This window comes from Fictibacillus terranigra (assembly GCF_030412265.1).
GTDB classification, from domain to species: Bacteria; Bacillota; Bacilli; order Bacillales; family Fictibacillaceae; genus Fictibacillus_C; species Fictibacillus_C terrinigri.
The window spans coordinates 50,692-65,124 of sequence record NZ_JAUHLN010000005.1 but is presented as its reverse complement, the minus strand read 5'-3'; the positions used below and the strand labels follow the sequence as shown (position 1 = coordinate 65,124).

The following is a 14,433-nucleotide window of genomic DNA, read 5'->3' as shown; positions in this document are numbered from 1 at the left end:
AGGGTACGCATTTGCGAGAGGCAAGCTATTGTCTCCCGTATCTGCTTGCCTAGTGGAACAAAATCCTAATTATTCGTAGATAAAGGGATAATTAACATAGGGAGTGTTGAGTTGAGTCCATTTAATGAAAAAGCGGACAAATCGCTACTAAAATCTGGAAGTTTTGGTGAAACAAGTTTTATTGAGAAGGCTTTTCAGCATTTAAGAGAATCATTACAGCACGAGGAGGTGTTTTAATGATTTTGGCTCAGCGCCGCAGGATAATAAGGGAGCTTTTAATCAAAAATAAAAGTGTAAAGGTTTCAAGCCTCGTTGAAATACTGAACGTCTCGGAGGAAACCATTCGGCGTGATCTGGCGCAGCTTGAAAAAGAGGGAATCGCAAAAAAAAATTATGGAGGAGCAATCCTAATAGAAGACTACCGGCAGCACCCTTTCATTCTTCCTGTAGATCAGCGAAAACTTCAATATTCCCGGGAGAAGGACGTAATCGGAAAAGCCGCTGCACAGCTTGTACAGGAAGGCCAAATTATCATATTAGACGCAGGTTCGACCACCTGGTATGTAGGAAAAAACCTCAAGGAGAATGGAAGGCTGAGGATCATTACGAACTCACTGGATGTAGCGGAAGAATGCAGTAAAGATGAAACAGCATCTATTTATCTACTAGGTGGGGAATTACGCACCAATTCTATGAGTCTCGTTGGACCGCAAGCACAGCTTGAGCTACAGAAATACAGTGCTGATTATGTCTTTTTAGGCTCATCTGGTATTTCTCTAAGACAAGGCTTTACGAGTTCTGATTTGTATGAAGCAGAAATTAAACGAGCCATGGTCTCTACCGGGAAAAAAATTGTCGTGGTAGCAGACCACAGCAAACTTGAAAAGACCGGGTTAACCGCTTTTTGCAGCTTTCAAGATACGGATATTTTTATTACTAGTGATCTTGCAGATAAAGATCTATTGCAGGAGATTGCAAACAGAGGGATCCAAGTGATTATAGCACCACTTGAAGAGCAAACTTTAGTCAAATAAGACGAGGTGTCAAAACGTTATCCCCGAACTTTGAAACTTTGAAAGAATACAATAGGCACGTTGATGTAGGTTCGTGCGAAATCATCCAGATTTCGCACGCTTTCGGAAAGCGAAAGGATGTGATGGGAGAATGCAAAACTGTCATTTTTGCCGGGTCCCATGACCTCAATGAAACGGCTAGCTAAAAAATATTGAAGGAGGCGTTTTTATTGTTTAATGTTGCGAGGTTAAGTAGACGGCATTCACGAAGATCAAATCATGGAGAAGGCTTGTGTACGATGACAAGGATTCCAAGACCAGAGTATCAAGGCCGGAATTTTACTCGTAAGGAATGGATTAACCTTAATGGTCAGTGGAAATTTCCTTTGGATGAGAAAATAAAAGATTGCGGGAAGAGTGGTATAACATCATCAATTTGAACGAGGACATCGTTGTTCCTTATGCCTTTCAGACTAAATTAATTGGAATCGAAAGAGAAATCCTTTGACGATATGGTTTGGTATGAACGAACTTTTGTCTCCCCCATTCATTGGCCAAAGGTGGATCTTAATTGATACGTGACATAAATGAAGGTAAAAAGCTTTCATTTTCAACTAGGAAAAGTTGAGTAATCTATTAAAGTCAGCAACTTGTAACACTCAACGAAGAATTGGGTTTCAGTAGAGGATGCAAAGCTTCAGCTTAATAAATCTTCCTTGAGGTGAGCTATGTTATTTACCATTGAAAAAATAGAAGCATATTTACAAGAAATAAAAGGGCATATCTACCGGAGAGTTCAAGATATTCCCTCGTTTAAATTTAAAGAATGGGAGTTTGGTGAGGAAGTTAAAGAAGGGGGTCAGCCTGGCTTTGATGATCAGGACTGGTCCGACTTCCATGTTGGAGAATACTGGGGAGGCTACGATAAATCTGCCTGGTTCAGGACAACTATATCCATCCCGAAAGAATGGAAGAATGAAAGAGTCGTACTTCATTTTTTAGTAGGCCCGCGCGATGGAGGAGGATCCACAGCCGAAACTTTATTATATATTAATGGTACTCCGTTACAGGGCATTGACGTATGGCATGAAGAGGCCTGGCTGCCGCCAGAGGTGCTTAAGGAACAAAACATTCATATTGCTTTAAAAGCCTGGAGCGGAGTCTTAAAACCCCCAGAACGAAGAAGGTTCAAGACTGCCAGAGTTGCCTGCGTGGATACTGCCACTGAGAAATTTTTCTACTTAGCGGACACTTCACTTAATACCGTGAAAATCCTCAATGAAACAGATTTAAGAAGAACCAAATTGCTGCAGGTCTTGAATAAATCGATCCTGATGATTGATTTTCTAAAACCTGGTTCTGACTATTACTATCAAACGATCGAGAAGGCCTACCAGTTTTTAAAGGTTGAAGTGGACCAGTTAGCTGAACATGAGGAAATAAAGGCGAAAGTCAAAGTTCTGGGTCATTCTCATATTGATATGGCCTGGTTATGGCGTTTAACTCATACCCGGGAAAAAGCATCTAGAACCTTTTCAACAGTTCTCCATTTAATGAGGCAATATCCTGAATATCGGTACATTCATACATCACCCCAGTTATATAAGTTTTTAAAAGAAGACTATCCGGAAATTTTTGTAAAGGTAAAGGAGAAGATTGCTGCTGGAGAATGGGAGATAACAGGTGGAATGTGGGTAGAGCCTGATACAAATATGCCAAGCGGGGAGTCGTTAATCCGCCAGATTCAGTTTGGAAAACGATTTATGAAACAAGAGTTTGGCGTTGATTCAAAAGTAGTATGGCTACCTGATGTGTTTGGCTATTCTTGGTCATTGCCTCAGATCATAAAAAAATCAGGCATTGAGACCTTTATGACCACAAAAATAAGCTGGAGCCAATATAACCGGTTCCCTTATGATACCTTTCACTGGCGAGGAGTCGACGGGACAGAGATATTTACACATTTTATTACAACTCCTGAAGATAGTTCCTGGTTTTATACCTACAATGGAATGATCAAGCCATCAAGTATAAAAGGGACCTGGGATGCTTACAAGCAAAAGGAGATCAATGATGAATTGCTCCTGGCCTTTGGCTGGGGAGATGGGGGAGGAGGACCCACCAAAGAAATGATTGAATCTGCGCGGGTCATGAAAAACCTGCCGGGACTTCCAAAAGTGGAGATGGAAAAAGCCGAACCTTATTTTGAAAACCTGCAAGAGAGGGTTAAGAACCAAACACTCCCTGTGTGGGACGGGGAATTATATCTTGAGTATCATCGCGGGACATATACCTCTCAGGCAGCACTAAAGAGAGCAAACAGGAAAGCGGAATATACGTATCACAACGCAGAGTGGCTCAGTGTCCTTTCTGATCTTTTCACCGGCAAACCTCAGTACCCGCATGACGGCTTAAACGCAGGCTGGGAATTAATGCTCCTCAATCAGTTTCATGATATATTGCCTGGATCCTCCATCCGTCAGGTAAATGAAGATGCGAGAAGAGATTATGATGAAATACAGGCGATCAGTGAAAAAGCAGTAAATGAGGCAAAGGAAACGTTGGAACAAAGATTACAGGCTAAAGAGGATGGGATAGTCGTATATAACCCGCTCTCCTTAAGACGCAACGGTTTCTTGGAACTTCCGGTTACTGCTCTCACAAAGGAGGCTGCGGCACTAATAGATGAAGCAGGAAATATAACCCCTATTCAGACCATAATCGATGGCGAGGTTCCGAAGGTGCTGGCCGAAGCTGAAAACATCCCTGCCCTTGGATACAAAACCTTTACAGTGTCTTACGCTGAACAGGATCATCAGTCGGATATGATTGTTTATAAGAATTATATTGAAAATGATTATTACCAGATTCGATTGAACGAAAAAGGACAGATCACCTCCTTGTTTGATAAACGTCTCGAAAGAGAAGTACTGGCTAAAGGATCAAGAGGAAATGTATTCCAAACGTTTGAAGATAAACCAATGCGTTTTGATGCCTGGGATATCGACCTTTATTATCAGGAAAAAATGAGAGAGATTGATGATTTAGAAGCTATCGAAATCCTGGAAACGGGACCTATCAGGGCTACGCTTAAGCTTAGCTGGAGATTCTATGATTCGACGATAACACAATTATTAACCGTTTATAAAAATTCACCAAGAATAGACTTTAGAACAAACGTCAATTGGCAGGAAAAACAAACTCTCCTAAAGGTTGCGTTTCCTGTGAATGTCCGGTCGACAAGAGCCACTTATGACATACAATTTGGCTGTATTGAGCGGCCTACACATTGGAATACAAGCTGGGATCAAGCCCGTTTTGAGGTAGTTGGGCACAAGTGGGCAGATCTTTCGGAAGGAAACTTTGGTGTCAGCCTGTTAAATGATTGCAAGTATGGTTATGACGTGAAAGACCATATCATGCGGTTAACATTAATCAAATCTTCAATTGAGCCTGATGAGACCGCAGATCGAGGCATTCATGTATTCACCTATAGCCTACTTCCTCATCAAGGGGATTGGCGCGAAGGAAATACAGTCCAAGAAGCCTATAATCTTAATGTCCCGCTTCTATCCAGTGAAGTCTCGGCGAATCCGAGTGGAAACCTGCCGGCTGCGTATGAATTTGCCAGCATTGATTGTAACAATGTGATTCTTGAGACAGTAAAAAAAGCAGAAGAAGGCGAAGCTGTTATTGTCCGTTTTTATGAATATAAGCAATTCAGAAATCCTGCTAATGTGACATTTGCTTTACCTATTAAAAAGGCAGCGGAATGCAGCTTGATTGAAGAAGGGGAGGAGCAGGCAATATATAACGGCCGGACACTTTCCTTTGCGATGGAACCATTTGAAATTAAAACATTTAAAATTTGGTTTTAAATAAACTACAGCCGGCCGCGCATCTTAGACAGGATGCGCGCCTCCTTTTACTTAATCCAAATACTTTGGCCCAAATTTGAAATTCATAGAAGTGAAGATTCAATCATTGTGCCTGAGCGCGAATCAATTTGGGGGAAATGTCAGACTTCGGCAGGCCAGACAAACCGAAACAGAGAATACCGAGCTTACGCATGGTACACCAATAATCACGAGGGATCTCGTCGCAGGGAGAGGGGGACAACAACCGTAAATGTCTCATTCGCAGCCAAAAATCAGTGATTGTAGACGACAAAACACTAGAGAGCATATTGCTAAAAGACGGTTCTTTTGAATTAGAAGATCAGGAGTTACGCAGTATTTTTCCAATCCCTTTTCCTCATCCTGAAAGCTTGAATTATGTGTAGGAATATCATTACACCCCTATCCGATAAGAATAAAAAAGCAACTGGCCGCTCTGCGTTTAAAACCAGGGTCTTAGTTTTGAGAATAAACCGTTTTTCCTTTAATTATGGTCCTAACGATTTCAAAGCGATCATTCAAGATCACAACATCGGCATCTGCGCCGGGTATGAGACGTCCTTTCTGCGGCATGCCCAGCACATTGGCTGGCGTCTCGGTAGCCATCTTAACAGCATCCTTCAAAGGAATACCTGATTCAACTGTTTTTTTCAATGCTTCATTCATTGTTACTGTACTTGAGGCGAGCGTCCCGTCAGATAAAGTGGCAATCCCCTGGCTTACATTTACTTCATGGCCTCCGAATAAATATGTCCCATCTCCCATTCCCATGGCCTGAAGCGCATCTGTGATCAATACCATCTTGTCAGGTCCTTTTTCTCGATATAAAAGCCTCACAATAGCGGGATGAAGATGTACATTATCCACTATGGCTTGAACACTAACGCTTACTTCCTCAAAAGCTGCAACGATTAACCCTGGATCCCGGTGATGGATTGGCCTCATGCCATTGAAGCAGTGGGTTACATGACTAGCTCCTAGCGCAAATGCTTTTTTTGCCTCCTCATAGGTTGCATCTGAATGAGCAATGGCTGCAATAATGCCCCGTTTCTTTAAGTAATCAACCATTTTAAAGCCACCTGGAAGCTCTGGTGCTAATGTCACCATTCTCAGCAAAGAATCAGCTTTTCTTACTATTAATTCCATTTCTTCTCTATTAGGATGCCGTAAATATTGTTCGTTCTGCATGCCTTTGCGTATAGCATTTAAATATGGCCCTTCTATGTGTATTCCTGCAATTTGAGCCCCCGGTTCACTGCCAACGGACTTGGAAACATTCGATATCATTTGAAGCAGGTCATCAAGAGACGATGACACGGAAGTGGCCAAAAAGGAGGTACATCCCGTACGGGCACATGCAGCTGATACGGCCTGAATGCTTTCCATGGTACCGTCCATCATGTCATACCCTTCCGCTCCGTGTATATGAACATCAATCATGCCGGGGATTAAAAAATGTCCACTGCCGTCAATAGTATAGTCAGTTTGATATTCAGAGGGAGCTTGACCTTGTCCAACCGAGATAATCTTCTCGTTACGGACGTAGAGATAACCGGTTACCGGCTCTGTTTCGTTAATTAAACGGACATTATGTACTAAGAGGGTAGTCAAATGCACAGCCTCCTTATGAGGATTTATGCTAAAAGTATAAAGGAGAATGAAAAGATTTCATATAAAAAAATATTGTTGTTGGTCGGTTAACTGGTGTCTTGATGGAGAAGGGGGAATACAAAATTGATAATTAAGCTAGAACCCGTTGCACCTTTTAAAGCCCAACACGCCACCCTTTGCCAGTTTAGTTACAAAAGAATGCAAAAGTCTTTAACGTGATTAAACTGGGCCATACATCAGTGGGTGTGCATATTGAATTTTTTAATTTTGTTCACAAGGGTTGAATGGTCTACTCCTAAAAAGGCCGTAACCGATGCCTTCTTTGGCGACGAGAAACTCCTATGGTCAATTTGCTTCAACTCCTCCCATATTTGTTGAAACATCATTGAATAATCGATGCCGAGCTTCAAATGGGAGAGCTTCTTTAGTGATTGAGGGACTTTAAAGGTTCCAAAAATATGGCCAGAATTCCTTGAGAATACAATGATCGTTTCACTCATCGCGATGAAAGTCAACCCTTAGGAGGGATAAATCAAATATTGGCGCTGCTCTATTATGGAGTGGAGAACCGTCCCATTTAGGAGCTTCTCATCGAACTTTATGGCAAATGTTATAGGGGCATTTCACTGAGAAAGAGGGTATGACAATCATCACTTATACTAAGGAGCAAATTTTAGCTGAACTAACGTATAGTCAATTGATGGAGGTCGAAAAAATTATGAGGAAGTACCCAAAGGAAGTCCAGTCTAGCGAACTTTTGATCATCTTAAAAACCATATTATTGGAAAGTGAAGTTAAGGAAATCGAAAAAAACTTAAAAAGAAAAAGATAAGTAGTTTAACTATTTTATGAAGTGGGAATATATTTATGTCCACCTTCCGTATTTCAATAACAATAAAACCCTCATGAGGTCCTACAAACCCTTGTCTTCAAGGGTTATTTTTTTGTAAAAAAGGCTATTATCAGAGTATTTTCTTGCCAAGAGTAAAAGAGCTGATGGTTTAACGTTCATGGGTAGTAAGACAAGCTTCAACAACGAATTCATAAGTGTTCCTATAAATGATTCTTAAATATTGTTCACTTGCAACTGGTGCTGCAATTTGCCGGAATTTAAAGGGGAGATAATGCTTTCAATTTTATTTAACAACCGAACAAGGCAAACCAAATCGCAAATCACCAACAGGGAATAACCAAATGGTACCAATCAAAAGGAGCCTTCATTTTTAAAAAGAAAGGAGCATACATATTTTTGGAAGCAGCCACAAAAAAGAAAAAGGCAAAGGTGAAGACAATCACCAATTTAGTAAAAAAAAAGAAACCATGCACAGGAAACATGGTTTCATAAACATAAACTTACCCTTTTTGAATGCTTATATACAGAATTTCAATCTAGGGTTGCTTTGATAAAGCCTTATTTACAAGATTAACATCATTTTGAAGTAATTGATTTTAAGTTGCAAGGTAATATCCTCTTTTCAACTTATAGTTGAAGACTTTAGTATGCAGTTCAATCGCACTTAGTAAACAGGGGTAGCCGTTTCAGTTATCAAAAGCAAAATTTTAACCACCATGAGCAGCCAATTTCTCTCCGGGAAGGGGTTCATCTACACATTTGGAACTACTTGTTATCGCGACAGGGGCGGGATCGCTCATGTTCTCACACGTAAATGATGCAGGTTTCGGGTTAGTCAGGAATATCTCGGATTAACGGTTAAAGAAACGTTTAAACATGGACGGTCTTGGAGACATTGCTTTCATTTGTCGCGTTCTTTGCGGTTTTATTAATCGATATGTTTGTTTAAAAAGGAGAACTCCTTCTACGGTTTGTAGAAGGAGTTTATGCTGTTTTTGAAAATTATGTCTGTCCGCAGTTTTCTTCGGTGGAAGACGTTGACGGATTGACGTTGACTGGGAGAGAATATATAATCTTTTAAATTAAGTTTGCGTAAAATTCTAATTTTACGAATGTACGGGCGTTTGATAACGGATTGAGACGCATCAATGCACATAGTGGTGCATCTCAGTAATTCGGTCACGCATTTTCCCTTGATGGCCAGTGTTCGATTTGTGCTGCCGTCAAACGTTAGCCGGCGTTGTGCTGATCGCTAACAACTCGCCGGTTTCCAGACACAGTCATTATCTTGACGTACATAATAAGCAAGTAAGAATTGGAACCAATAACGGAGATGTTAAGTATATTAAAGTTTACCGATAAAACAGGCGTGACAATTTTTGTTGTTAAAAATCGCTAATCGCCTGCGGAGGGCGCTTATTCGAATAGCATTTTTATTTTTTGTTTAAAACATGTTATCGTAAAGGAAATATAAGGATGAGATGAGGGATGGAAATGGAATTCAAATACTCTATTCTTCAAGAAGATATATCTGAATTCGAAAATGAATTGTCTAAGTTAAATAAAAGAGCTAACTCTCATTTAGCTCGAAATACTGTTGAAGTGAAAGTTATTAAAGCTCGTGGAAGGGCTCGGGATATCCTTGTAGAAACGCCAAAGGATGAAATTGATATGAAGCCAGAACAGAAAAAACTAACCAAAGAAGAAAAATTAAAAATGCTAAACAAAATCGCGGGCAAGGCAAGATTCTTTGATGCGGAGGGTCTACAAGAATCTGATCGTATCGCCAATCGAGAAGATGGGGAGGAAGACGCTGAGTGAAATTGTTGATTGATACCAACAATATTGGCAATATACGAGAAAGATTATTACCCAGTTGTTGAATATATTAAAAAGCAAAATGATGAGGGGAGAATTTTGCATGTCTCGCATGGCACAACACGAAGTATTATCCGTATCTACTATTGAAACCAACCCTGAAATAAAAGAAAGCCGAGATTAATGATTGCAAAGTGGAAACCTTTTATGATGTGGATGAAGAAACTGTAGTACTTGCAGCTGAAATTAGAAGAAAAGGAAAATTGGACGGAGTGAAAGTCAAGGCTCCAGATGCTATTATTGCCGCAACAGCCTCGATCCATCAAATTAAATTAGTCAGCCACAACGATAAAGATATTAAATAGGCATCAGAATTATCATTTTGACTATGTAAATCCGATTGGGGACAAGATGCATTACGAATCTTTTGATAAGCGTTTTCAAAAAGAGCAAAATAGGAATTTAGAAGAAAGTTAAATAATAAAAAATGAATAACCTGATGTAGGTTATTCATTTTTTCATGAAGGAGTTAATCATGTTTTAGAATTAAACAAAATCATCATTAGGACACACCAAACCATTTGTTAAGAGGATCTGAAAGCAGGTTCCCTACAGACACTTTCCTTCTGCAAAAATTTCCCTCTAAGAGACCATATGAATTCTGCCTTAACTGAAGGCAGCAAGAGCAGGAGCCCGCTAACTGCAAAATTGGTCCAATGTCCGATAATCTTTGATCAGCCTTGCCTTAGCAGGCAATTGATGATTTTATTATTTATCTGTTTTATTAATCGAAGAATGAATATCTTCATTAAGTACATGTGTATAGATCATGGTTGTATTGATATCACTGTGATTTAGTACTTCCTTAAGCATCGCAATATCATTGTTTTCTTTATAATGCCTGGTGGCGAATGAATGCCTTAACTTATGAATGGTTAAGGTGTTTTTTTCGTACATCGCGATGTAACTTGAAAACCTCTTTTGAAGGGAGCGGATTTTCAAACGAGAGGAAAAACCAGTATTGGTAGACATTGATAAGAAAAAAGCCTTCTCAGAAGAAGGAGGATTATAGCGGCCTTCCCGTATATCCTTATATTCTTTTAGATCCAAAGCGGCCAGGTCACTGAACGAGACAATATCATCAATGTCGCCCTTTCGATTGACTGACACCTTGTTCTTTGTCCAGTCAATATCGTTCACATCAATAGAGAGTGCTTCTGAAGCCCTTAAACCGGAACCTAAAATTAAACTGATGATCGCCAAATCTCTTTCCCTGTTATGTTTGTAAGATAGGTATTTGCGTTTCTGATCTCTAATTTTATCGCCGTAACCGGATGCAATGAAGGACCGAAAATCAGCAAATTCTTCACCTAACAATATGGTGTTAGCAATATTGGCCGCTTTCTTTTTCTCAGATATTTTTTCCTTGTTGATTTTGACCTTGGCCATCACATTCCGCTTAAGGTAAGGATATAAATTGTCATCTTCCGCAATCTGGCTCAGGTAGTGGAACAACGACTTTAGCGATGCCGTTTTACGACCAACAGTATTCGTGTTGTTGTCCAACACATTTCTGCAATGATTTTGAAAGGTGGTGATATCTCGTATGGCGAGCTTCTCTAAAACTTCTAAGGGAAGTGTATTACGTTCACCAGGATAAAACCCTTCAGCCAATAACCAATCAATGAAAATATCGATGTCTCTGCAATATGTTAAAACAGTATTAGGACTGCAACCGTCATTGTCCAGATAGTCAAAAAACTCATTAATATACCAAGGAAGACGAAGCTTCTTTTGTTCGACTAAAGCCTGGATCTGTTTTCGTTGTTCATGTCTCATAAAAGCACCTCATTAAAATGACGCATAATAAAATCAATATGTAATTCTATAATTCTTATTATACGGCAACATATGTTCCTATAACAATGGGTAATTGGTTTGAATTACACAGAAGCTGTGTTATGCGTCATTATAAAAAATTATAATGACCTCTCCCCTCTGCTTGTCCTTTAGTATTATTAGGAATACTACATAACCTAGGAATAAATGTTTGGTATAATGTAGACATAAATATTAGGGAGTGTGTGTAAATGAAACCAGATATGTTTCAAATCATCCAGGATTTCCTAATAACAAAAATTGATCCGACATATATTATTATCTTTGGGTCTTATGCGAAAGACTCCATACATAAAGAGAGCGATATTGATATTGCGTTCCATTCACAAAAAAATTTTACTCCATATGAATTATTTGAACTTGCACAAGAGCTGGCATCTTTGCTTAAGGTAGATGTCGATTTAATCGATATTAACACAGCTTCCACTGTTTTTAAGGCTCAGATTTATTCAACTGGTCAGTTAATTTATTGTGTAGATGAAAACGTATTTAAGAACTTACAAATGACTGCATTAAGCATGTACGCTAAGTTGAATGAAGAACGGAAGAAAATATTAAAGAAAATTGATGAAAGTGGGTCAATTTATGAAAAATGACGTTATTCTAAACAAAATAAGTGTGATTGAACGTTGTATAAATAGAATCCACCAGGTTTATGAAAATAATCCTAACAACCTTAAGGACTTTACCAAACAAGACTCCATCATTCTTAATGTACAACGTGCGTGTGAAGCCTCAATTGATTTGGCGATGCATATAATTGCAGATAAACGTCTTGGACTTCCGCAATCAAGTAGAGATGCGTTCGATATGTTACAAGAGCATGCGATTATTGAAGAACAAATGGCTAAGCGATTAAAAGCAATGGTTGGATTTAGGAACATAGCAGTACATGATTATCAGTCCATAAACAATGAGATCTTAAAACAAATTGTAGAAAAACACCTTGGTGATTTTAAAGAGTTTACAAGACAAATTCTTCAATACTAATGTTTTAGGAGGTTTTAATATGAACTATAAAATTAGGGTGTTTCATTTAAGTACCAATAATGAGGCCTTTACTATTGATACAATCTTTAAAGGTGAAGAAGCTGCTGAACAGGCGATCGCAGATCTAGAAACTCTCTACCCTGCCCAATACGAATATGTCAAGGTGCCTGTTTCGACAGTAAGTAAAACATAATATAATTATGTAAACAAGTTTTTAATGAAAGGGGTTTTAACTTTGGCTAATACTAGACAATATCATTTACATGAACAAAAATTAGAACAACATGTCAAGCTTATGCCCTTCTATGTTTCGAATATGTCGATGATAAGCTCAATAACCGGTCCCCCTCTACCCTTTTAAACTATGTTCTGGACTATAAATTGTTCTTTGAGGGGCTAACCGCTGAGTAATGCTTTCGTCCTTTTTAAAGTCTGAAAGATATAGGCAATATGTCTATCGTACCACAAGAAATTTATGAACAAAGAATTGAAGAGTATTTAATCGAACTCGGTGTGCTGAAAACAGGAAATATAAGGAAAAATTACTGAAAAGCTTTCATGGCGTGCCGCCTCCCAGGTGTCGAACTGATTTTTGCCAAAATCATAGTATCCTCTTGGATATGCTGGCCCTCCGTATCCAATACGTGACACCATATGGCAGGGTCGGAATAAATGAGCAAAATAAATTCTTTAATGATGACATAGGGAAGGTGGAAAATACTCCATACGCACTAAGTGTTATGCACCGATTCTAATTGCTGTACCATTTGTTTTTTCTTGGGAACTTAATTGTGAAAAAAGTGCATTTAAAGATAACATACAATCCAAGTTAACAGCACTTATGCCTTCTTTGACAATATATATTCAGGGAACTTCCTTTAGGGTATCCTATAATTTTCCCTTTAGAGAATCAGTTATCCAAAAGAGCGAGATATCAATCGTTAACTGCCACGTGAAATTTCCATAATTCCGGTTTCCACTGTTTTAACGAGCATGCCTTTTTGTTTTTGGCCCCAATAGTGGGTTTGCCCTTTAACTTCAAATAAAAACCATTCAATTCAAATGAGCCTAAAGCAGTGCCTGGAAGATCAAGCCTGATCATACAGAGAAATATTTGTGAAGACAGAAGAACCTTTTGCTGAAGAGAGTTGTACAAAGGGAGATTCAGTTGTCTTGAATAGTCATAGCGGTAAATTCCTGCATCATATTTGCTTCCTTCTGTTGTTCGGGGATCAGGAACAAATCGCGCGGAATGGACATCGTTACATCTTCATCAGTGCCTTCAACTTTGTAAAATCCCTAGTGGTGCAGATCTAGGAACACATCCACACGACCAATTATTGAATTCGGTAGTTGCCCGCTTTTTTGTACGGTATTTTAGGATTAGACCAACATCGTCAAAACTAGTACTTTTACGACAAATTAACCCAGTACCTATAAATAAATTATTATGAAATAATAAAATCATCCCTAGTACAGACTATTTAAGAACTCCTTAAGGAAAAGGTGAAAATGATTTGTTCGTGCTTGAGGTACTGGCTAGCTTTGCAAAACTTGTCAGAGCAGCTTATTTTTATTAAGAACGGGTTTGTGTAAACATACCCAACTTGATAAAATGGTCTCGTTCTTCTTAACAATTCGAGGGTATTTTTGTACTAATTGTGATTGAAGAACACCATTGATCCCCTTCTTTCCTTTTTGATTCCAAGTTTCTTTTCACTTTCATAACTAACAAGTACGTCCACTTTGTTGAACTTTAGTAGGATCATCCTGTTAACCATTAAATAGGGATTAAAATAGTCTATAAAAAAGATTAAAGTCATTAAGTTATAACGGTTCATCGTCCCTACATATAACTACGCTAATACACTTAAGGATGAATTTTCTGCCAATTCTACTCTTGGGGGGAAAACAAATGAATCTTAAAATTAAACATGAACAATTAAACGATTCACATTATTTAGTATTGAATGGAGAAATTGATATCTATACTGCACCAAAGTTAAAAGAAGTACTTATACCACTATCAGAAGAAAAAAGGAAAGACATTATTATCGATCTTCAACAAATTGACTTCATGGACAACACAGGGTTGGGTATTTTCATTAAAGTTCTTAAGTCCTTGAAAAAGAACGACAGTACGCTAAAGCTAAGAGGGTTGACGGATCATGTCCACCGATTATTTGACGTATCCGGTCTTACAGAAGTGATGGACATAGGGAAGAAACCGGAATTCTTCCCCCAAAAGGTATAATTTATTATCCCCTTCTACCTTATAGAGGTCTTCTTTATTTTACATATAGAATGTACGATAGCAAAACGCGTAGGGTATACTAAGACGATTCGGTGTTTT

At 38.8% G+C, this 14,433-nt stretch carries 10 protein-coding genes and 2 pseudogenes; 9 read left to right on the top strand and 3 right to left on the bottom strand.

Annotation, left to right across the window (positions count from 1 at the left end; genetic code table 11):
* Positions 1–236 precede the first annotated feature (236 nt).
* Entirely contained in the window at positions 237–1,034 is a 798-nt protein-coding gene (locus tag QYF49_RS20340) for a DeoR/GlpR family DNA-binding transcription regulator (protein WP_290401427.1), read from the top strand.
* A 707-nt stretch (positions 1,035–1,741) separates the two neighbouring features.
* On the top strand, positions 1,742–4,891 hold the full coding sequence (locus QYF49_RS20335; RefSeq protein ID WP_290401426.1) for an alpha-mannosidase: 3,150 nt from the start codon (positions 1,742–1,744) through the stop codon (positions 4,889–4,891).
* Between the two features lie 474 nt (positions 4,892–5,365).
* On the opposite strand, the gene nagA is transcribed toward QYF49_RS20335, so the two are convergent.
* Positions 5,366–6,520 carry an N-acetylglucosamine-6-phosphate deacetylase gene (gene nagA / locus QYF49_RS20330; RefSeq protein ID WP_290401425.1) on the bottom strand — a complete coding sequence of 385 codons (1,155 nt, stop codon included), beginning with the start codon at positions 6,518–6,520 and terminating at the stop codon, positions 5,366–5,368.
* Between the two features lie 1,600 nt (positions 6,521–8,120).
* On the opposite strand from nagA, the pseudogene QYF49_RS20325 reads away from it, so the two are divergent.
* From QYF49_RS20325 to QYF49_RS20315, 3 genes and pseudogenes are all read left to right on the top strand, one after another.
* A pseudogene (locus QYF49_RS20325) lies at positions 8,121–8,322 on the top strand (GntT/GntP/DsdX family permease); the annotation flags it as partial.
* Positions 8,323–8,861: 539 nt separating this feature from the next.
* The gene (locus tag QYF49_RS20320) at positions 8,862–9,194 is read left to right on the top strand and encodes a hypothetical protein (protein ID WP_290401424.1); all 333 of its coding nucleotides are present in this window, start codon (positions 8,862–8,864) and stop codon (positions 9,192–9,194) included.
* 209 nt (positions 9,195–9,403) lie between these two features.
* Complete coding sequence (locus tag QYF49_RS20315) at positions 9,404–9,556, top strand: type II toxin-antitoxin system VapC family toxin (RefSeq protein ID WP_290401423.1); 153 nt, start codon at positions 9,404–9,406, stop codon at positions 9,554–9,556.
* Between the two features lie 403 nt (positions 9,557–9,959).
* On the opposite strand, the gene xerS is transcribed toward QYF49_RS20315, so the two are convergent.
* Positions 9,960–11,030 carry a tyrosine recombinase XerS gene (gene xerS / locus QYF49_RS20310; RefSeq protein WP_290401422.1) on the bottom strand — a complete coding sequence of 357 codons (1,071 nt, stop codon included), beginning with the start codon at positions 11,028–11,030 and terminating at the stop codon, positions 9,960–9,962.
* Between the two features lie 251 nt (positions 11,031–11,281).
* Between xerS and mntA the strand changes: the two genes are divergently transcribed.
* The 3 genes from mntA to QYF49_RS20295 are packed head-to-tail and all read left to right on the top strand — an operon-like array spanning position 11,282 to position 12,273.
* Complete coding sequence (gene mntA / locus QYF49_RS20305) at positions 11,282–11,686, top strand: type VII toxin-antitoxin system MntA family adenylyltransferase antitoxin (RefSeq protein ID WP_290401421.1); 405 nt, start codon at positions 11,282–11,284, stop codon at positions 11,684–11,686.
* Positions 11,676–12,080 carry a type VII toxin-antitoxin system HepT family RNase toxin gene (hepT, locus tag QYF49_RS20300; RefSeq protein ID WP_289483420.1) on the top strand — a complete coding sequence of 135 codons (405 nt, stop codon included), beginning with the start codon at positions 11,676–11,678 and terminating at the stop codon, positions 12,078–12,080. Before mntA ends, hepT begins: the two co-directional genes overlap by 11 nt.
* Before the next feature lie 19 nt (positions 12,081–12,099).
* Positions 12,100–12,273: a hypothetical protein gene (locus QYF49_RS20295; RefSeq protein ID WP_290401420.1), complete on the top strand. Its 174-nt coding sequence runs from the start codon at positions 12,100–12,102 to the stop codon at positions 12,271–12,273.
* 754 nt (positions 12,274–13,027) lie between these two features.
* Here QYF49_RS20295 and QYF49_RS20290 read toward each other — a convergent pair.
* Positions 13,028–13,415: pseudogene (locus QYF49_RS20290) on the bottom strand (M14 family zinc carboxypeptidase); the annotation flags it as partial.
* Between the two features lie 580 nt (positions 13,416–13,995).
* Here QYF49_RS20290 and QYF49_RS20285 point away from each other — a divergent pair.
* Positions 13,996–14,334 carry an STAS domain-containing protein gene (locus QYF49_RS20285; RefSeq protein ID WP_290401419.1) on the top strand — a complete coding sequence of 113 codons (339 nt, stop codon included), beginning with the start codon at positions 13,996–13,998 and terminating at the stop codon, positions 14,332–14,334.
* Positions 14,335–14,433: the final 99 nt, after the last annotated feature.